This is a genomic window from Jiella mangrovi (genome assembly GCF_017815135.1).
In the GTDB taxonomy this organism is placed as follows: domain Bacteria; phylum Pseudomonadota; class Alphaproteobacteria; order Rhizobiales; family Rhizobiaceae; genus Jiella; species Jiella mangrovi.
Genome location: NZ_JAGJCF010000005.1, coordinates 73747 through 92421 on the forward strand (window position 1 = coordinate 73747; position 18675 = coordinate 92421).

Below are 18675 nucleotides of genomic sequence, written 5' to 3' on the forward strand. Positions count from 1 at the left end.
CCGTCAGCCTGGGGTTGGAGCGGCAGATTTGCAAATTCGGTCACGGCTGTCTTCTCCGGTAGGCTTCAGGCGGGCGGCGTCATGGTGTGGGGCGGCGGCGTCATGTCGAGCCCGACGGTCGGCAATCCGGCGTGGTCTGCGGCAAGGACGAGCGCGCCTAGCATGCCCGCCGCCTGCCCCAGAGCGGCAGGGGCGACCGCCAGCGGAAAGTCCAGAAGCTTTGCCGCGTCTTCGCACAGCCTGTCGAAGAACCGGGGCTGCGTTCCGATGCCGCCACCGATGACGACCAGATCGGGATCGAGCAGGAGCTGAAGGCTGGCAAGGCCCGACGCCGCGGCGCTTGCCGTGGCTTCGATGGCCCGGGCTGCGGCCGCGTCGCCTGCGTCGGCCCTCGCAAACAAGGTGCGCACGTCGGGCATGTCCCGGCCATAGAGGGTGCGGATGGCGTTGGTGCCGACGCGATCCTCGAACTGGCCCGCCGTCGACCGGGCCGCGGCCGCGATCGGATCGCTGCCCAGAGGCAGGTAGCTGATCTCGCCGGCGCGCCCGTTGGCGCCGCGCATGATGTGGCCGTCTCGCACGATGCCGGCGCCGACGCCGGTTCCAAACGACAGGAAGCAGACGATGCCAAGGCCTCGTCCGGCTCCAAGTCGCGCTTCGGCAAGGGTGGCGAGATTGACGTCGTTTTCGACGAGAACGGTCTCTCCGAGGGCGGCGCTCAGCTCGTTTGCGATCGGTCGGCCCGACGAGAACGGAATGTTGGGCGACAGATCGATCGTGCCCTTCGTCTGATCGACGGCGCCAGGCGCCCCCAGAACGATCGAAGCCTTTCGGCGGTCGTCCCGGAGCGCCTCGACCATCGAAACGATCTGCGCCAGGACCAGCTCCTCCGACGCGGCATCGGTCGGTTCGACGATCTGGAGGCCGGACATCCCGTCCTTCGTGGTCGTTCCGGCGTGCAGCTTGGTGCCGCCAAGATCGAGGCCGATTGCCTGTGCGTGAGCGTGCGAGCCAGTGTTTGTCATGGCAGGCGACAGATCATGGGGACGTTGCAAGGCTCCGTCGGCAATATCGAAGATCCTTTGTTCGGCTAGTTGACGAACTAATTAGTCCGCCGCCATCGACTTTGGCAACCGGAATGCTCTGGGGCTACTGGCCGCCCGCTCCTTCCTTCAATCTCATGGATCGTCGTGGGGCATGATGACGATGGAGCGCGGGTTCCATCGATCGGGCAACGGGGCAGGGCGCTCGATGTCGACATCGCTCATCGACAACTCGCGGACCCCGCGGGCAAACAGGCTCGGCATTCCGCCCGGATATGCGATCGTGCCAACGACATGGCCGTCGCTGTGCTTGCGCCAGGCATTCTTGCGTCCGCCGTCCGCCGCGACCGGTTCCAGATCGGCTGGCGTTGGTCGCAGATCGTAACGCTGGGCGGTGCCGAGCGGCCCGGCTTGATGGCGAAGGGCGATGCGTTTCAAGGCGACGCCCTCGATGCCGCCGGCCCTTTCGGCATAAAGGTTGATCGCACCGTCCATCCGGCCGGAAATGTCCTCGATGACGATGTCGCGGATGGGCCCCGCCGGGCGTTCGGCCGGACGGCGATCGACGACGTTCAGCGTCAGGCCTTCGCCCGATCCCCAGTAGCCGTCCGGCGTTTCACGGCAGTCCAGTTCGATGCGCGAAAACCGCACGCCCTCGATCATCCCGCCGTCGCGCGAGAAGATGCCGAGGCCCCGGTTCGAAGTCTCGATCCTGCAGTCCTCGAACACGATGTCGCGGAAGTCGGCATGGGATTCCGTGCCGATCTTCAGGGCGCAGGACCGGCTCTCGATGGTCGAGTTGCGCACGGCGATCCGTTCGCAGGCGCCCGTCGTGCCCGCGCCGGAGCGCAGCGAGGTCTTCAGGACGACGCCGTCATCGGCGGTTCTGATGATCGAGCGATCGACGCTCACATCCCGGCAGCCATCGAGCACGAGGCCGTCGGTGTTGGGCATGCGGCGGTCGTTGTCGACGAAAATCGTCTCGACGCTCACGCCGTCGCAATCCACGAGATGGAGGGTCCACATCGGCGAGTTTGCCACCCGAAATCCGTGCAGGTGCACTTTTCTGCAATTTTCGAAAACGAGCACCCTTGGCCGAAGCGCATGAGGATGAAGGGTGCCCATGCCCTTGTCTTCACCGTGATGATAGTGCTCACCGCCGCCGAGAATCTGCCCGCTGCCGGTGATGGCGACGTCGGTGGCATCGCTGGCGACGATCATCGCGCGGTCGCTGTCCTCCGCGATCACGCCGACGCGGTTCCGGGCGTAGGCCTCGTAGTTCGGTTGGAAGACGAGCTCCGCCCCCTCGGCCAGATGAAGCTCCGTGCCGGAGCGCAGGCGCAGGCCGCCGCAAAGGTGCCGGCCCGCCTCCAGAATAACGCGCCGAGTGGGTCGGTCCGCGTCGATGGCGGCCTGGATTGCGGCTGACCGGTCCCCGTCTAGAGCCGGCAGCGTGAAGTCTGATCGTGGCATCGGTAGGCGCTCGGGACCAATTCGGGCAACTGGAAGCTGAGGTCGAAAGCCCTGCACTCGCGGTGGATGGCGGGCGCTTTCGAGCGTTCCTTCGCACTTCAGGATCGCATTTGTCTAGAGGCTTGACAAATGATGCCGCCGGTTTCTAACTTCACCCATCGCTCGGGGGAACAGACTGTCAATGACTATGACGGTGACACACATCACGGCTGCCCAGCCTGGGCTCGACGGGCTCGAGGCTCGGCCGGATATCGCGTCCGCCGCGATCTCACCGGCCGCGCAGTTTCATCGTGAACACGACGTGGCCGTCACGGTCGATCCGCTCGAAGCCGAGATGGCTGTAGAAGCCCATGGCTCGCTCGTTGGTCGGGCTGACACCGAGGTGAACGCCCGGCACACCGTGGTCCCGCAGTGTGGCAAGTTCGGTCTCGATCATCCGCTTGCCCCATCCGGAGGACTGGGCATCGGGCAGGACGTTGATGTGCAGATGGGCCGGATACTCGTGCGTCAGCCAGTCCTTCGCGGGCTCGGGATGCGCGATCCGCGACAGCGCCATCGCATCGAGGGGGCGAGACGGCTTCAGATCGGCGACCGTTTGCCGAACCTTGGGCCACCATTCGGCGTCGAGGCGGCGAAGGAAGGCTTTCGTGTCGGGGGCGGCGACGACGTAGCCGATGGCACGCTCGCCGTTGTCGAGGACGAAGGCGAAATCGGGTTCGAATCTCGCATAGGGGACCGACCAGATATAGCCGGGGATTTGCGCGTCGCTGAAAAGCGCCGTGCCGTCCTTTCCCGCATCCGCCGTTCGAAGGCAGACGTCATGGAGCGCCGGCGTGTCGGCATCGACGGCCGGGCGAATGGCAAGGCCGGGAGAAGGGGCGTTCATCGATCGGAACCTTTCTTGCGTGTCGCTGTCGCGGCCGGGAACCCTAGCCCGACATCTGTGCCCGTGATTTGTTCGGCAACTTGTCGAACGAATTGGCGGGCGACGCAATCGTCTTTTTCAGGCGCCGGGGCAGCGCCGTCTTTTGTGAACCGTCGCCAGATCGCGTCGCCACTCGCAGCGCCGCGCAACGTGGCGAACCACGCGCGATCATTGGCGGGGGACCCGCGCATGATGGACCAGGACCGAACCTCGAAGGGGAATGAATGATGCATCGACACTCACGCAAGACCGGAGCGCTCCGGCGCAAAAGCCTGATCGGGCTGGTTTCGCTCGCCGTCGTTTCCGCAGTGACATTCGCGCAGCCGGCATCCGCAACCGATCTCCCGGTCTGGGACGACTACTCCTATGCCGCCCAGACAGCGGTGATCGAAGCGCTCGACAAGAAATTCGAGGCGGCCCATCCGGATGTGACCATCAAGCGGACGCAGCGCACCTTCGAGGATCTCGGCCTGACGCTTCGGCTCGCAGTCTCGGCTGGCGACGGCCCCGTCGTGACGAAGGTCAACCAGGGCGCCAAGGACATGGGCGCGATGGCGCAGAAGAAGCTGCTCCTGCCCCTCGACGAATTCAGCAAGAAATATGACTGGCCGGCCCGTCAGTCGGAATCACTGCTCGCCCGCGATCGCTGGTCGAAGGACGGCCAGTTCGGCGAGGGCCCGATCTACGGCATTTCCGGCCTCGCCGAGATCGTTGGGCTTTACTACAACGAGCAGGTGCTCAAGGACGCCGGCGTCGAACTGCCGCTGAAGACCTTCGACGACTTTCTCGCCGCTCTCGACAAGGTCAAGGAAGCCGGCCAGCCGCCGATTGCAATGGGAACGGCGAAGAACCACCTGGCGCTGCATCTCTTGGCTGGCATCAGTCAGGCCCATATCGATGCCAAGAGCCGCAAGCAGATCGACGATCTCATCTATGGTCGCGGCGGAAGCTGGAAGACCGACGGCAATCTGGAGTCCGCCAAGCTGATGCAGCATTGGGCGGAAGACGGCTATTTTTACAATGGCTTCCAGGGAATATCCGGCGACGATGCCGTGCAATTGTTCATCGCCGGTCAGGGAGCCTTCCTTGTCTCAGGAACCTGGTATTTCGGCGATATGCAGGCCAACCCCAATATTCACTTCATGGCGATCCCTGCGCCGAAGGGCGTCAACCATCCGTTGTCGGTGGGCGGTGTCGATCTGGCCTGGGCGATCACCTCGCAGGCGAAGAACGACAAGATGAAGGATCTCGCCGGCAGTTACATCGACTACATGGTTTCGCCTGAAGCCGCGGTCGAATGGGCGAAGGCTGGCTATCTGCCGTCGACCGCCCTGCCGAAGGATGCCGATCTCGACGTATCGCCACTTCTCTCCGAGGGGCTTGAGATGTGGAAGAGCCTCAACGCCAACGACGCCATCGGCCATTATCCCGACTGGTCGACCCCGACGATGCTGAAGACCATCGACGACAACATGCCGCTGCTCCTGGCGGGCCAGCAGACGCCTGCGGCTTTCGTCGACAAGCTCGACGCGGACTATTCGTCCTATCTCGCCAGTAAGTGACACCGACGACGATCCGTCCTTTCCGCGACCGCCACCGGCGGTCGCGGCCCCCGTTCGAGTATTTTTGATGAAAAGCTCCGTCCTCGACGCTCCTTTGCGCAAGAACCTGCCCTTCGTTCTGCCGGGGCTGATCATCTACGTCGCCTTCGTGCTCGGACCGATTATTGCGGCCGTGGTCCTGAGCTTTACCAAATGGGACGGTCTCGGCCGGCCCGAGCTCGCGGGCTTCGGTAACTACCTCCAGCTGTTCGGCGACGAGTTCTTTTTGAAGTCCCTGCGCAACAATGCGGTTCTGATCGTCTTCTACTGCTTGCTGCCGCTCTTGATCGGCGTCGCGCTCGCCGCGATCGTCAGCCGGGTCAGGAAGAGCGAGCAGCTGGCGCTGCGCACCTTGCTGTTCATGCCCTACATCATGCCCTCGGCGGTGCTCGGCATCATCTGGCAGTGGCTCTACAATCCGGCTTTTGGCCCGATCAACCAGATCCTGCGGGGTGTCGGCCTCGGCGCGCTGGCAATGCCCTGGCTCGGGGATTTCGATCTGGTTCTCCCCGCCGTCGGGCTGGTCGCGACCTGGTATTATTTCGGTTTCTGCATGGTCATCTTCCTGACCGGCCTGCAACGGATCGATCCCTCGATCTTCGAGGCGGCCCGCATCGACGGCGCCAAGCCCTGGTACACCTTTGGCCGCATCACCCTGCCGTTGCTCCTGCCGGAAATCCGCATCGTCCTTCTTCTGACGATCATCGCCTCAATCAAGAGCTTCGACCTGATCTTCACCATGACGCGGGGCGGGCCGGCCAATGCGACGCTGGTTCCCAACATCTACATGTATGAGCTGGGCTTTCAGCTGAACCGCTACGGCTATGCCGCGTCGGTCGCCATCGTCGGCGCCATCCTCATCTTCGCGGTGAACTACGCCGTCCACCGCTTCGTGCGTCCCGCCGGCACAGGAGCCCGCTGATGGCCTCGACCTCGAGCACCACAGCGGTCAAGGCGCTGTCGTTTCGCATCGTCATGTGGCTCTTCGCCCTGATGACGATCATCCCCTTCGGCCTGCTTCTACTGACCTCCGTCAAGAGCAAGCAGGACCTCTTCCGCGGCGCCTTCGCGCTGCCGGACTACCCCCATTTCGAGAACTATGTCAGCGCCTGGGTGGACGGTCACTTCGGCATCTACTTCTGGAACTCGATCATCGTCGTCGTCCCGGTCGTGGCGATCAGCATCGTGCTCGGGCTTCTGACCGGCTTCGCCTTCGCCTTTCTGAGCTTTCCGGGAAAGAAGCTGATCTTCGTCCTCCTGACGATCGGCATGATGGTGCCGACCGAGGCCTTCATCATCCCGCTCTATTACGAGATGCGCTATCTCGGGCTGATCAACTCCTATGCGGCGATGATCCTGCCGCAGATCGCCATGTCGGTGCCTTTCGCCACCCTGTTCATGGCGAGCGCCATGCAGCAGTTGCCCAAGGACATCCTGGAAGCGGCGATGCTCGACGGGGCGCCGCGCGGCATGATCCTGCGCAAGGTCATCGTGCCGCTGATGAAGCCGTCGATCTCCTCGCTCGGCCTCTTCCTCTTCATCTGGACGTGGAACGAGTTCCTGATCCCGCTGATCCTCGTCAATGACGACGTCTATCGCACGATGCCGCTCGGGATGCTGTTCTTCCAGGGGCGCTACACGGTCAACACGCCGGTGCTCACCGCCGGCGCGGTACTGGTGATCGCGCCGATCATCATCGTCTACCTGATCTTCCAGCGAAAGTTCATCGAAGGGCTGACCGCCGGCGCGTCCAAGTAGAGACGAGCCCGGCCAGCCCTTCGCAAGAAGGCACATGTCGTCGAACGCCGAAACGGCCCGGCCGAGCGCCCGCCGCAGACCGGCGAAACCATTCAAAGGACAACCCATGAAAATCGGAGTGATCGGGCTCGGGGAGCGGATCGCCACCCTTGCCAAGGAGTTCAAGGCAGCGGATTCCAGCATTCAATTCGTCGCCGTTAGCGACCCGACGCAGACGCGCCTGCGGGTTCTTCAGCAGCTCGGCGATAGCCCGCAGTGCTACGAGGATCCGACCGAGATGCTGGCCGCGCACAGCTTCGACATTTTGATGATCGGCTCGCCCAATGCCATGCATCTGGAGCATCTGCGGCTGGCTCTCGCCTCCGACGCCCCGTTCATCTTCGCCGAGAAACCGGTGGTCGTCTCGATCGATGAGACCATGGAGCTGGCCCGTCTGATCGCCCGCCATGACGGTCGCAAGCGGCTGATGATCGGCCTCGTCCTGCGCTATTCGGCGCTCTATCGCGGGCTGCGGGCGGCCCAGGCGGCGGGGCAGATCGGCGAGGTCATGTCGATCGAGGCCAGCGAGCACATCGCGCCGTTTCACGGCTCGTTCTTCATGCGCGACTGGCGGCGCAGCACGCAGATGTCCGGCGGTTTCATGCTGGAGAAATGCTGCCACGACATCGATCTTTATCAGGGCGCCGTCGGTGCGCGGGCGATGCGGGTCGCAAGCTTCGGCGGCCGCAAGAAGTATCTCCCCGAACGCAGGCCCGCCAGGGAGCCGGCCTATCTCGCCGCCAAGCTGCCGCGCTGGGGCGGAATCAACGACGCCTTTTCAGGCGCGGCCGACATCATCGACTACCAGACGGCGATCGTCGAATATGCGACGGGGGCCAGCCTCAGCTTCCACACCAATCTCAATGTCCCGGACCAGTTCCGGCGCTTCGCGGTGATCGGCGTCGACGGGATGGCGGAGGGTGATTTCATCCGCAACACCTTCCGGGTGACGCTGTCCGACAATGGCGAGGTGGTGACCGACCGCGCCGCTATCGGCTCGGGCTCCGAACACGGGCACTATGGCGCCGATGCCGCGATGGCGGCGGACATTCTCGCCCATGTCAAAGGCGATCTTCCAGACCTGCCGCTCGATGTGGTCGACGCGCTCGAGGCTGGCGTGACCGCGATCGCGATGGACGTTGCGCGCAACGAGGGTCGGGTCGTCGAGCTTGCAGATATCTGGACGCGCTTCGACGCCGCGCTCGCGGGCGAGCCTGAGGACGAAGCGGGCGCGAGCGCAGCTTGAAGGGCGGCACGAGCCGCCGCCGATGGAAACGACAGGCCGGTGAGCCCGCGACAAGACGGAAGCCACGATGGGACAGTTGCAACTCGCCGGCGTGACGAAGAGCTTCGGCAAGGCCGAGGTGATCCAGCCGACGGATCTGGAGATCACGGAAGGGGAGTTCGTCGTCTTCGTCGGTCCTTCCGGCTGCGGAAAATCGACGCTCTTGCGGATGATCGCGGGCCTGGAGGAGCTGACGTCGGGCGATATCGTCATCGACGGGCGGGTGGTGAACGACGTCGCTCCGGTGGAGCGCGGCGTCGCCATGGTGTTCCAGACCTATGCGCTTTATCCGCATATGAGCGTCTTCGAGAACATCGCCTTTCCGCTGCGGGTGGCGAAACTCCCGCGCAAGGAGATCGAGAGCCGGGTCCGGCGGGCCGCCGCAATCCTCAAGCTGGAGAACCGTCTCGACCACAAGCCCGCCGAGCTGTCCGGCGGCCAGCGCCAGCGCGTCGCGATCGGGCGCGCCATCGTCCGCGAGCCGCAGGTCTTCCTGTTCGACGAACCGCTGTCCAATCTCGATGCCGCCTTGCGCACGGAGATGCGCGTGGAGCTTTCACGGCTGCACAACTCGCTCGGCAACACGATGATCTACGTCACCCATGATCAGGTGGAAGCCATGACCATGGCGACGAAGATCGTCGTCCTGCGCGATGGCCATATCGAGCAGGTCGGCACGCCGCTCGAACTGTTCCATCGTCCCGTCAACCGCTTCGTTGCCGGCTTCATCGGCAACCCGACCATGAACTTTCTCAAAGCCTCCTGCCTCGGGGAGACCGGCGATGGCGTCCAGCTCCGTCTGGAAACTGGCTCCGTCGTGACGATGCCGGTCGAGGGGGCGGCAAGGCAGGGCGATGATCTGACGCTCGGGATCCGCCCGGACGATCTCGTCATCGCCGAAGGCGCGGCGCGTTTCGAGATGATCCCCGAGGTCGTCGAGCGGCTCGGAAACCAGAGCGTGATCCATGGCGCGGACATGGCGGGGGAGCCCATCTGCGCCGTGGTCGGCGGGGCCGAGCCGATCACGCAGGGCCAGAAGTTCGAACTCGGTTTTCATCCCGACAAGGCGCATCTGTTCCGGCCTGACGGAACGGCCTTTGCGAGACGAAACACCGCTCTTGCCTGACCGCATCTTCATGCCCACCGCAGCGCAGCCGGAAAGCTGCCGGAGACATCCATGACAAAGTCGTGCAGCCGCATGTATCAGGAAATCCGCGAAATACCGGCGACGGTCGATCGGCTGCTGAGCGAGGGCGCGGGCCGGATCGTCAAGGCCGCCGAGGCCGTGCGGGAGGCGGATCCGAGCTTCGTCGTCACCGTGGCGCGCGGAAGCTCCGACCACGCCTGCCTGCTGTTCAAATATGCCGCCGAAATCTCGCTTGGCCTGCCCGTCGCTTCGCTGGGTCCGTCGATCGCCTCGGTCTACAACGCGCCCTTGCGGCTTTCGAAAGGGCTGTGCCTGTCGATCTCGCAATCGGGCAAGAGCCCCGACATCGTCGAGCTGGCGCGCGCCGCCCGCCGCGGTGGAGCGCTGAGCGCCGCCATCACCAATACGCCGGCGTCGCCGCTTGCCGACGCCGCCGACCATCCGATCGACATGATGGCGGGGCCGGAACTGAGCGTCGCCGCGACCAAGACCTATGTCGCCTCGGTGGTCGCCTCGCTGCTGCTCTTGGCGGAGTGGGGGCGCGACGAAGAACTGCGCCGGGCTCTGAAGGCTCTGCCGGCAGCGCTCGAAGCAGCGGTCGCGGAAGACTGGCCGGAGTTCCGGGACGCGACGGTGGGGGCTTCGTCGCTGTTCCTGCTCGGCCGCGGGCCTTCGATGGCGATCGCCAGCGAAGCGGCACTGAAGTTCAAGGAGGTCTGCCAGATGCAGGCGGAGAGCTACTCCTCGGCCGAGGTCATGCATGGGCCGGTGGCCCTTGTGGAAAAGGGGTTTCCCGTTCTCTGCCTTGCCACCGGCGATGCGGCCGAGACCGGTATCGCGAAAGTCGCCGACGACATCGCCGCAATGGGCGGAAAGGTCTTCGCGACCACCGGAGCCGTCGCAAAGGCGATGTCGCTGCGATCGGTCCGCACCGCGCATCCCTTCACCGATTGCGTCACGCTGATCGCGAGCTTTTATGCGATGGTGGAACGGCTGAGTGCCGAGCGCGGCACCGATCCCGACGCGCCGCGGCACTTGAAAAAGGTCACCGAGACCGTCTGATCGAAAGCCTCGCAATGGTGATCCGGGCTCTTTCATGGAACGTCGCGCCGCTTCGGCGGTGCACCGCAGATCCCTCATGGGCACGATGTCGACGATGAGCGCCCGCATTCGAAGTGGAGCGATCGACCTCGGCGGAACCAAGATCGAGACCCGGCTCTTCGGCCCCGATCTTCAAACGCTGGAGCTGCGCCGCAAAGCCACGCCGACCGAGAGTTTCGAGGCGCTCGTCGAGGGCCTGAGCGGCGAGATCGCCTGGCTCATGGAAACGGCGTCCGACCCTCGTCTGCCCATCGGCCTTGCGATCCCCGGTCTCCTCGACGAGACGACGGGCGAATGTTTCAGCTCCAACCTGCCGATTTCGGGGCGGCACCTGGCGCCGGCTTTGTCAGAACGGTTCGGCCGTCGTTTCACCCTGGCCCAGGACGGCAAGGCCTTCGCCTATTCGGAGGCGATGGGCGGGGCGGGAGAGGGGTTCCAACGTGTTGTCGGTCTGGTTCTGGGAACCGGTGTCGGTGGCGGGGTCTGTGATCTCACTTTCAACCCTGTCGAGGCGACGGCGCTCGAGATCGGCCATGTCGGCATGCCTGCAAGAGCGCTTGCAGCAAACGGTCTGCCGCTCTGGCGCTGCGGCTGTGGCAAGCTTGGCTGCATCGAATGTTATGTCGCGGGCTCGGCCTTGTCGCGCCTGTCCGATTTCATGACCGGTGAGCGTATCGACGGAGCGGCGATCGCGGCGCGGGCCGATGCTGGGGACGGCCCGGCAAAGGCCGTTCTCGACGCCTGGCTCGCGCTGGTCGGCGAGTGCCTGCTGACGATCCAGATCACCCTTGATCCCGACTGTATCGTGATCGGCGGCGGCGCCTCGAAGATGCCCCGCATCATCGAACGGCTCGAACCGGCGCTCGCAGCGCTGCAACTCGGCATGAAGCCGCCGCCAGCTTTGCGTCTCGCCCGTCATGGTGACAGCTCCGGCGTGCGCGGCATGGCCCTTCTCGCCCTTGGTGCTTTTTTCCGGGATGACGGTTCGCCATGACACTGATCCTGCCTGATCTTCTCTGGCATCAGGGCACGCTGCAAAAGGGCTTCGCCGTCGAATGGGACGGGTCTGGGGTGACCGGGCTTCGCCTTGCCGAGCCGGACGATCGAGCCGACGCGTGCCCTCACATCCTGATGCCGGCCTGCACCGACCTTCAGGTGAACGGCTCTGGCGGCGTCATGCTGAATTCCGATCCGAGCCCGGAGGCGCTGGCGGCCATCGTGACGGCCCAACGCGCGCGCGGCACCGGCTGGGTCCTGCCGACCCTCATCACGACGACCCTCGACCTGATGGAGCAGGCCGCCGATGCCGTGATCGCCGCCTGGGGGATGCCGGGCCTGCTCGGGCTGCATTTCGAGGGGCCCTATCTCAGCCTTGCCCGGAAGGGCACGCACCGCGCCGCCTTCATCCGCCCGTTCGAGCCTGATATGATCCCCATCCTGGCGCGGCTGCGCGAGGCCGGCATCCCGGTCATGCTGACCCTGGCGCCGGAATGCGTTCCGGCGCAGACGATCGCCCGGCTTCACGACATGGGCGTCGTCCTGTCTGCGGGGCATACAGACGCCACCGCCGAAGAAGCCCGAGCAGGCCTTGCCGCCGGGGTGTCCTGCTTCACCCACCTTTACAACGCCATGCCGCAGATGCAGTCGCGTGCGCCGGGGGTGATAGCCGCCGCGATCGGGTCCGAAGCCTATGCCGGCATCATCGCCGACGGCCATCACGTCGCCTGGGAGATGATCGCTCTTGCATGCCGCGCCCGTCCCCGCCCGCGCCGCATGTTCCTCGTCTCCGACGCCATGGCGACGATCGGCGGGCCCGATCATTTCACGCTCTATGGCGAGCGGATCGAGCTGCGGGACGGCAAGCTCGTCAATGCCGATGGGGCGCTTGCCGGGGCGCATGTCGACATGGTGACGAGCCTGCGCCATCTCATCCGCGACGTCGGCCTCGATCCGGAGGAGGCGATCGCGATGGCGAGCGATACGCCGCATCAGGCGATGGGGTTGCCCGCCCCTCAGATCGCACCGGGGCGTCACAGGGCCGAGTGTCTGGCGCTCGATGCCGACTTGCGGCCCATCGCCCTGCCGGGCTGAGACCGTCTTCGCGAAAGCGCCAGTCTGTGCGCCTTGCCGCGGGGCGGGTTCCCCCTTCGATATCGGCAGCCGCGACCGTTTCGCTTCGAGCCAACGCGGCGTTGCGGCGGTGTTCCTTTGCGTGTCGTGTCCTATCTGCCTCGAGGCACAGGAATTTGATGAGAAGAGCGACACGACCAAGTGCGAATTCGGCCGGCCCTGCTTCTGATCCCGCTGCTCCTTTTGTGCCCGCTGATGCTCTTGTGGACGGCGACATCGGCAAAGGCTCAGGATTCTGACGCCGGCAGCTTCTACAAGTCCAGCTCCATCCATGAGGGTCTAGAACCCGCGCATGGCTATGTCTCTCTCGAGACACCGCAGACAATGATGGAGACCTTCATCTTCGCCGCGCGTGGCAAGGACTGGAACACCGCGGCCTATGCGCTCGATCTGTCTAAGATCGAGACGGATATCCGCGCGAAGATGGGCCCGGTTCTCGCCAAGCGGCTCTATGAGGTGATCGAGCGGTCGATGTGGCTCGACTGGAACGATCTGCCGGACCGGCCGGATGCGCTGATCGTCAATGCCTCGAACAAGAACCCCATGGCGGGCGAGCCGCGCCGCGACATCCGCCTGGCGCTGCTCGACCTCGGCGACCGGCCCGTTTCGATCCGCATCACCCGCGTCAAGCAGGGGGAGGACGATCCCGTCTGGGTGTTTTCCAGCCAGACCGTGGCCAACATCATGGCCATGCACGAGGTCTATGGTCCGACCTCTTTCGAAAAGGCCCTGCCGGTCTTCCTGCAGCAGCGCGCGTTCTGGACGCTGGCCGTGTGGGAGGTCATCGCCCTGCCGCTGATCCTGATCGCCGCAGTGGTCGCCGCGGCCTTCGCCTATCGCGGCCTCAGCGAGGCGCAGAGGCGACAGCCCAAGCGCATCGGCGCGCGGATCATCGACATGATCAAGATGCCGGTAGCTCTGATGGTCTGTGTCGGAACGTTCGCGCTGGTCAAGACGATGCTCTTCACCTTCTCCGGCGTGGTGAACATGTTTCTCGGGCCTTTGCAGTCGGCGTTGTTCGTCATTGCGCTCGCGCTGATCGCCGTGCGGATCGTCGATGCGATCCTCGATCGCGTCGTGCGCCAGAATATGGACGAGCTGACCGAATCCGGCTCGGCGACGGAACGCGACCTCTACACCAATATTTCGGCGGCCCGGCGGGTGGCGATCGTCCTTGCCTTCATCGTCGGTACGGCGCTCGTCCTCCTCCAGATCAACGCATTCCAGACGCTCGGCTTTTCGCTGCTCGCCTCGGCCGGCGTCCTCGGCCTCGTCTTCGCCTTCGCCGCGCGTGCCATCCTCGCCAACATCATGGCCAGCCTCCAGATCGCGCTGGCGAAGACCGCGCGCATCGGCGATGCGGTGCTGTTCGAGGATCAATGGTGCTACGTCGAGAAGATCAACTTCACCTATGTGCAGCTGAGATCCTGGGACAATCGCCGGCTGATCGTGCCGGTCAGCGACTTCGTGTCCAAGCCGTTCGAAAACTGGTCCAAGCAGGACGAGCAGCTCACCAAGATGGTGTCCCTGAAGCTCGATCATCGCGCCGACGTCGACAAGCTGCGCGAGGCCTTTCGACAATTCGTCGACGAGGCGGAGGACATCGTCGACAAGGACGAGAGCAAGGTGCAGGTCGTCGGGCAGGACGCGACCGGCATGGAGGTGCGTTTCCTCGCCGCTGCCGAAGACCCCTCGACCGGCTGGTCGATGCACTGCCGGCTGCGCGAGGAAATGCTGAAGGCGGCCGTCAGGCTCGAGGGCGAGTATTCGCAGACGCCGGCCGAGCGGCCCTCCTACCTGCCGCGTGAGCGCGAGGTTATCGTCGGCGAATTTGGTGCCCGCAAGAAGGAGGAGGCCGGCTGACGGATCGTCACGTCGCCAGATAGCGATCGGGCCGGTGGTTGATGGCAAGAAAGCCGTTGAGGACGACCGCGCCGATCAGCGAGAAGATCACCGAGGTGAAGTCGACGACGAACAGCGCGACGGTCAGGATCGCGAGATCGAAGGAGAGCTGAACCAGCCCCGCGCGAAACCCGAACCGGTCCTGCAGATAGATCGCCAGGATCCCGGCGCCGCCAAGACTTGCCCGGTGACGAAACAACGCCAGAAGCGCAAAGCCGATCAGCAGACCGCCGATGACGGCTCCCGCCAGCGGATCGATATGATCGATCGAAAAGACCAGCGGCAGCCACCAGGATACCAGCGACAACAGCCCGATTGCGATGAAGGTCTTGATCGTGAAGGCGCGTCCCATCCGTCCGACGGCGAGGGCGTAGAAGGGAATGTTGATCAGGAAGAAGGCGAGGCCGACATTGATCCCGAAGACGTAGGAGACGATCAGTGCCAGCCCGGCGACGCCCCCGGTCAGGAACTTCAGATGGGCGAGGATCGACAGGCCGAGGCCGGCGAGCAGAACGCCCGTGAGGATCGCCTGGGCATCTTCGGCCGGCGTGTGATGCGTCGCCGTCGATGACCAGTCGCCGAAGCGGGACCTCCGCGTCGCCGCGGTTTCGTCTCGGGTCTCGACGGACTGGCTCATGGGCGACGCTCCGATGGATGCTGCACTGCAATAGTCCAACGCTAGCGCGCCGACTGCGTGAGGGGAAGTGGCTCGTGCGCAGACGTGCCTTGCAGCGGACGCTGTCTGCGGGCCACTGCCGCCCTAACTGCCCGGCCTATGATCAAGCCCGAAGATCTGCTCCGCCCGACCCGCGAGGGATTGTACTGCCCGCCGGGCGGATTCTTCATCGATCCGGTCCGCCCCGTCGATCGTGCCCTCGTGACCCACGGCCATGCCGATCACGCGCGGCCGGGCAACGCGCGGGTGATGGCGACGCGAGAGACGCTCGACATCATGGCGCTTCGATATGGCGAGGACTTCGCCAGGGAGCGACAGACGGCAAAGCTCGGGGAGACGGCGCGGATCGGTGAGGTGGAGGTTTCGTTCCATCCGGCCGGGCACGTCCTCGGCTCCGCCCAGATCGCCGTCGAGTGGAGGGGCCTGAGGATCGTCGCCTCGGGGGACTACAAGCGGCGCGCAGATCCGACCTGCCTTGGTTTCGAGCCGGTCCCCTGCGACGTCTTCATCACGGAGGCGACCTTTGCGCTGCCCGTCTTCCGCCATCCGCCGACGCGGGCCGAGATCGGCAAGCTTCTCACCTCGCTGAAGAATTTTCCCGACCGGGCGCATCTTGTCGGCGCCTATGCGCTGGGCAAGGCACAGCGGGTGATCAGGCACCTGCGGGATGCCGGCTACGACCAGCCGATCTTTATCCACGGCGCCCTGAAGAAGCTCTGCGACTATTATCAAAGCGAGGGCATCGATCTCGGCGATCTGCGGCCCGCGACCGTCGAGGGGGGGAAGAAGGGCGATTTCGCCGGCGCGGTCATCGTCGGGCCGCCCTCCGCCTTCGCCGACAAGTGGGCGCGCCGGTTTCCCGATCCGGTGGCGAGCTTTGCGTCGGGATGGATGCAGGTGCGACAGAGGGCGCGCCAGCGCGGCGTCGAACTGCCGCTGATCGTCTCCGACCATTGCGACTGGGACGAACTCACCGACACCGTGAGCGAGCTTTCGCCGCAGGAGCTCTGGGTGACCCATGGCCGCGAGGAGGCGCTGGTGCGCTGGTGCGAGCTGAGGCAGCTGCGGGCGCGGCCCCTGCATCTCGTCGGATATGAGGACGAGGCGGAATGATCGCGCAGACAACGACAGATCAAAGAGGGAGGAAGACACGTCATGGATCTTGGACTGACGGGCAAAATCGCCGTCGTGACGGGCGGTTCGATCGGCATCGGACTTGCCGTCGCCGAGGGGCTCGCGGCTGAAGGCGCCGATGTCGTCATCGTCGCGCGGGGACAGGAGCGCGCCGAGGCCGAGGCTGCCCGGATCGCCGCTGCCAACGGCGTTCGCGCGGTCGCCGTTGCGGCCGATGTCGCGACGGCCGAAGGAACGCAGACCATCATCGAGGCCACCAAGGCTTTCGGTGGCGCGGACATCCTCGTCAACAATGCCGGCACCGGCTCCAACGAGACGATCATGGAGGCCCCGGACGAGAAATGGCAGTCCTACTTCGATCTCCACGTCATGGCGGCGGTACGGCTGTCCCGCGGCCTCGTCCCGCACATGAAGGCGAAGGGCGGCGGTGTCGTCCTCAACAACGCCTCGATCTGCGCCGTCCAGCCGCTGTCCTACGAGCCGATCTACAATGTCACCAAGGCGGCGCTGATGATGTTTTCCAAGAACCTCGCCACCGAGGTGATCGGCGACAAGATCCGGGTGAACTGCATCAATCCCGGTCTCGTGCTCACGCCGGACTGGAAGAAGACGGCACGACAGCTGACCGCCGATACCGGCGGCGACTGGGAAGGACATCTGCAGACGGTCGCCGACGTGCACGCCGATATCAAGCGCTTTGCGACGCCGGAAGAGGTCGCGCATTTCTTCGTGTTCCTGTGCTCCGACAAGGCGAGCTACAGCGTCGGCTCCACCTATTTCGTCGATGGAGGCATGCTCAAGACCGTCTGATCCGCGCTCTTCTCGGGAGCTGACGGCCCGATTTTCGTTCGGTCGCGAAACTTTCACGGAACTGCAAAGCGAAGAGGCCCGTTGTCCCTTGGAACACAAACGGGAGAATTGAACCAATGAATTGGGATCAGATCGAAGGTAAGTGGAAGCAGTTTCGCGGCAATGCCAAGCAACAGTGGGGCAAGTTGACCGACGACGACCTCGACCAGATCGACGGCAACAAGGACATCCTGGCCGGCAAGATCCAGGAACAGTATGGCATCGAGAAGGAAGAGGCTCACCGCCAGATCGACGACTGGGTCAACGGCCGCCAGTAGGCCCGATGGCCGCTCTGCCCTATGATCTTCAGGAGCCTCGCGCCGTTGCGGCGCGGGGCTTTTTGCGGGCGGAGTCCAGCTGAGCGGCAACACCCGTATCGCGTATTGCGTCAAGCATCCGTGCAGCCTCGGTCGAGCCCGCTCTTGCCGCCCGCTCGAACCAGTCGAGCGCGGCGGCACGATCCTGTTCGACACCGTCGCCCTCCCACAGATCGAAACCGGTGTTGAAAGCGGCGACCGCAAGGCCCTTGTCGGCGGCCGCGCGATGCAGGGCGGCGGCGCGGCGCCTGTCCTCTGGCGTGCCGGACTTGAGAAGATTGCCGAGATTGTTCATCGCGGCCGCATCGCCCGCCCTGGCGGCGGCCTCGTACCATCGCCGCGCCTCGACCAGGTTTTTCGACGTGCCGATGCCGTCCTCATGAGCGTGGGCGAGCATTTTCTGCGCGGTGACGTCGCCCGCTTCCGCCGCCTCCTGGAACCAGCGGAGCGCCTGCGTCCTGTCCTGGATCGATTTCTCGCCGTCCCACAGGAGGAAACCCAGATTGCGTGCGGCGACCGAAAGGCCGGCTTCGGCAGCCCGGCGATAGAGTTCGGCGGCACGACGGGTATCGCGCGGGGCGCCGATACCGGTGACGAAGTGCAGCGCCAGATCGTTGAGGGCGCTCGGATTGCCGGCCTTGGCCGCCGCGCGAAGGCCGTCCATCGCAGCGACGCTCGCCACCGGCTCGTCGTCGGCCGAAATGGCGAGGCCCCAGCCGGTCGCGTCGATCGCTATTCTGCTGAATTCCCGGACTGCCTGCTCCTCGCCGTTGAGAGCGATCATATCATTGCGAATGACCACACGGTCATCGCCGATCGTGACGAGAACCCCGTCGCCTGCGAAATGAAGACAATGCGCATCGCAGCCGAGAACGGCCACCTTGATGCCGTCGGCGGTGGTCGCTTCCAGCGGCCCGGCGCGGGCGGAAGCGGCAAAGACGACGCAAAGGCAGAGGAGGGCGACGAGGCGACCGGCAGGGGACACATCTGCGCGGGCGATGCCGTGTTCGGCCCTGCCGCTTCTGCGCGTCGCACCGGTCGCAGTCTTCTGGTGACCGGCCAGACCCGGTCGAAGCCAGCCTTTCATCTCACCGCCCCGGTTTCGTCGCGCCGCAAGCCCTCGATCGAACACACCGCTTCGCGCTCGAAGCTGGCGAGCCTTGTCGACATGAGGACAGGCAATCAGGAGGCATCATCGCAACAAGAGGTGAACGGGCCGCTAAACCGCCGCCGCGAGCGCTTGAGGCGGGCTGCGGGTGCATCCGGCGTGGACAGACCCGTCGCAGTCCTGCTTA

Annotated in this window: 17 protein-coding genes; 12 read left to right on the forward strand and 5 right to left on the reverse strand. The window is 64.8% G+C overall.

Annotated features, from left to right (window positions below; translation table 11 throughout):
• Positions 1-65: 65 nt before the first annotated feature.
• From J6595_RS09460 to J6595_RS09470, 3 genes are all read right to left on the reverse strand, one after another.
• Complete coding sequence (locus J6595_RS09460; protein ID WP_209594232.1) at positions 66-1025, reverse strand: ROK family protein; 960 nt, start codon at positions 1023-1025, stop codon at positions 66-68.
• Between the two features lie 153 nt (positions 1026-1178).
• Positions 1179-2516, reverse strand: a complete 1338-nt coding sequence (pglB, locus tag J6595_RS09465) for a polygalacturonase PglB (protein WP_209594233.1) — start codon at positions 2514-2516, stop codon at positions 1179-1181.
• 268 nt (positions 2517-2784) lie between these two features.
• Complete coding sequence (locus J6595_RS09470) at positions 2785-3402, reverse strand: GNAT family N-acetyltransferase (protein WP_209594234.1); 618 nt, start codon at positions 3400-3402, stop codon at positions 2785-2787.
• Positions 3403-3668: 266 nt separating this feature from the next.
• Here J6595_RS09470 and J6595_RS09475 point away from each other — a divergent pair, with 266 nt between their 5' ends.
• The 9 genes from J6595_RS09475 to J6595_RS09515 all read left to right on the forward strand — a co-directional run bounded on the left by J6595_RS09475 (position 3669) and on the right by J6595_RS09515 (position 14365).
• Positions 3669-5003, forward strand: coding sequence for an extracellular solute-binding protein (locus J6595_RS09475; RefSeq protein ID WP_209594235.1), 1335 nt, complete (start codon positions 3669-3671; stop codon positions 5001-5003).
• Positions 5004-5070: 67 nt separating this feature from the next.
• Positions 5071-5964 carry a carbohydrate ABC transporter permease gene (locus J6595_RS09480; RefSeq protein ID WP_209594236.1) on the forward strand — a complete coding sequence of 298 codons (894 nt, stop codon included), beginning with the start codon at positions 5071-5073 and terminating at the stop codon, positions 5962-5964.
• Positions 5964-6800, forward strand: coding sequence for a carbohydrate ABC transporter permease (locus tag J6595_RS09485; RefSeq protein ID WP_209594237.1), 837 nt, complete (start codon positions 5964-5966; stop codon positions 6798-6800). Before J6595_RS09480 ends, J6595_RS09485 begins: the two co-directional genes overlap by 1 nt.
• A gap of 106 nt (positions 6801-6906) precedes the next feature.
• Positions 6907-8085 (forward strand): Gfo/Idh/MocA family protein, encoded by a 1179-nt coding sequence (locus tag J6595_RS09490; RefSeq protein WP_209594238.1) that lies wholly within the window; start codon positions 6907-6909, stop codon positions 8083-8085.
• 67 nt (positions 8086-8152) lie between these two features.
• Entirely contained in the window at positions 8153-9250 is a 1098-nt protein-coding gene (locus J6595_RS09495; protein WP_209594239.1) for an ABC transporter ATP-binding protein, read from the forward strand.
• A 51-nt stretch (positions 9251-9301) separates the two neighbouring features.
• Positions 9302-10333 carry an SIS domain-containing protein gene (locus J6595_RS09500; protein ID WP_209594240.1) on the forward strand — a complete coding sequence of 344 codons (1032 nt, stop codon included), beginning with the start codon at positions 9302-9304 and terminating at the stop codon, positions 10331-10333.
• 94 nt (positions 10334-10427) lie between these two features.
• The gene (locus J6595_RS09505; RefSeq protein ID WP_209594241.1) at positions 10428-11366 is read left to right on the forward strand and encodes an ROK family protein; all 939 of its coding nucleotides are present in this window, start codon (positions 10428-10430) and stop codon (positions 11364-11366) included.
• The gene (locus J6595_RS09510) at positions 11363-12463 is read left to right on the forward strand and encodes an N-acetylglucosamine-6-phosphate deacetylase (protein WP_209594242.1); all 1101 of its coding nucleotides are present in this window, start codon (positions 11363-11365) and stop codon (positions 12461-12463) included. Before J6595_RS09505 ends, J6595_RS09510 begins: the two co-directional genes overlap by 4 nt.
• Before the next feature lie 180 nt (positions 12464-12643).
• Positions 12644-14365 carry a mechanosensitive ion channel family protein gene (locus tag J6595_RS09515; RefSeq protein ID WP_342453142.1) on the forward strand — a complete coding sequence of 574 codons (1722 nt, stop codon included), beginning with the start codon at positions 12644-12646 and terminating at the stop codon, positions 14363-14365.
• A 7-nt stretch (positions 14366-14372) separates the two neighbouring features.
• On the opposite strand, the gene J6595_RS09520 is transcribed toward J6595_RS09515, so the two are convergent.
• Positions 14373-15041, reverse strand: coding sequence for a YitT family protein (locus J6595_RS09520; protein ID WP_209594243.1), 669 nt, complete (start codon positions 15039-15041; stop codon positions 14373-14375).
• 138 nt (positions 15042-15179) lie between these two features.
• Between J6595_RS09520 and J6595_RS09525 the strand changes: the two genes are divergently transcribed.
• The 3 genes from J6595_RS09525 (at position 15180) to J6595_RS09535 (ending at position 17341) form a co-directional block, all read left to right on the forward strand.
• The gene (locus J6595_RS09525) at positions 15180-16193 is read left to right on the forward strand and encodes a ligase-associated DNA damage response exonuclease (protein WP_209594244.1); all 1014 of its coding nucleotides are present in this window, start codon (positions 15180-15182) and stop codon (positions 16191-16193) included.
• A 42-nt stretch (positions 16194-16235) separates the two neighbouring features.
• Entirely contained in the window at positions 16236-17024 is a 789-nt protein-coding gene (locus J6595_RS09530) for an SDR family NAD(P)-dependent oxidoreductase (protein WP_209594245.1), read from the forward strand.
• Between the two features lie 116 nt (positions 17025-17140).
• A complete protein-coding gene (locus J6595_RS09535) occupies positions 17141-17341 on the forward strand; it encodes a CsbD family protein (RefSeq protein WP_209594246.1) in 201 nt (66 codons plus the stop codon).
• A 28-nt stretch (positions 17342-17369) separates the two neighbouring features.
• Here J6595_RS09535 and J6595_RS09540 read toward each other — a convergent pair whose 3' ends face one another.
• Positions 17370-18467: a tetratricopeptide repeat protein gene (locus J6595_RS09540; protein ID WP_209594247.1), complete on the reverse strand. Its 1098-nt coding sequence runs from the start codon at positions 18465-18467 to the stop codon at positions 17370-17372.
• Between the last annotated feature and the right edge of the window lie 208 nt (positions 18468-18675).

Excerpts from the sequence above, each read along its gene's own strand:
- J6595_RS09480 (WP_209594236.1), top strand. The coding sequence starts at position 5,071 with ATGAAAAGCTCCGTCCTCGACGCTCCTTTGCGCAAGAACCTGCCCTTC.
- J6595_RS09505 (WP_209594241.1), top strand. The coding sequence starts at position 10,428 with ATGAGCGCCCGCATTCGAAGTGGAGCGATCGACCTCGGCGGAACCAAG.
- J6595_RS09525 (WP_209594244.1), top strand. The coding sequence starts at position 15,180 with ATGATCAAGCCCGAAGATCTGCTCCGCCCGACCCGCGAGGGATTGTAC.
- J6595_RS09485 (WP_209594237.1), top strand. The coding sequence starts at position 5,964 with ATGGCCTCGACCTCGAGCACCACAGCGGTCAAGGCGCTGTCGTTTCGC.
- J6595_RS09520 (WP_209594243.1), bottom strand. The coding sequence starts at position 15,041 with ATGAGCCAGTCCGTCGAGACCCGAGACGAAACCGCGGCGACGCGGAGG.
- J6595_RS09490 (WP_209594238.1), top strand. The coding sequence starts at position 6,907 with ATGAAAATCGGAGTGATCGGGCTCGGGGAGCGGATCGCCACCCTTGCC.
- J6595_RS09495 (WP_209594239.1), top strand. The coding sequence starts at position 8,153 with ATGGGACAGTTGCAACTCGCCGGCGTGACGAAGAGCTTCGGCAAGGCC.
- J6595_RS09470 (WP_209594234.1), bottom strand. The coding sequence starts at position 3,402 with ATGAACGCCCCTTCTCCCGGCCTTGCCATTCGCCCGGCCGTCGATGCC.
- J6595_RS09460 (WP_209594232.1), bottom strand. The coding sequence starts at position 1,025 with ATGACAAACACTGGCTCGCACGCTCACGCACAGGCAATCGGCCTCGAT.
- J6595_RS09475 (WP_209594235.1), top strand. The coding sequence starts at position 3,669 with ATGCATCGACACTCACGCAAGACCGGAGCGCTCCGGCGCAAAAGCCTG.
- pglB (WP_209594233.1), bottom strand. The coding sequence starts at position 2,516 with ATGCCACGATCAGACTTCACGCTGCCGGCTCTAGACGGGGACCGGTCA.
- J6595_RS09535 (WP_209594246.1), top strand. The coding sequence starts at position 17,141 with ATGAATTGGGATCAGATCGAAGGTAAGTGGAAGCAGTTTCGCGGCAAT.
- J6595_RS09530 (WP_209594245.1), top strand. The coding sequence starts at position 16,236 with ATGGATCTTGGACTGACGGGCAAAATCGCCGTCGTGACGGGCGGTTCG.
- J6595_RS09500 (WP_209594240.1), top strand. The coding sequence starts at position 9,302 with ATGACAAAGTCGTGCAGCCGCATGTATCAGGAAATCCGCGAAATACCG.
- J6595_RS09510 (WP_209594242.1), top strand. The coding sequence starts at position 11,363 with ATGACACTGATCCTGCCTGATCTTCTCTGGCATCAGGGCACGCTGCAA.
- J6595_RS09540 (WP_209594247.1), bottom strand. The coding sequence starts at position 18,467 with ATGAAAGGCTGGCTTCGACCGGGTCTGGCCGGTCACCAGAAGACTGCG.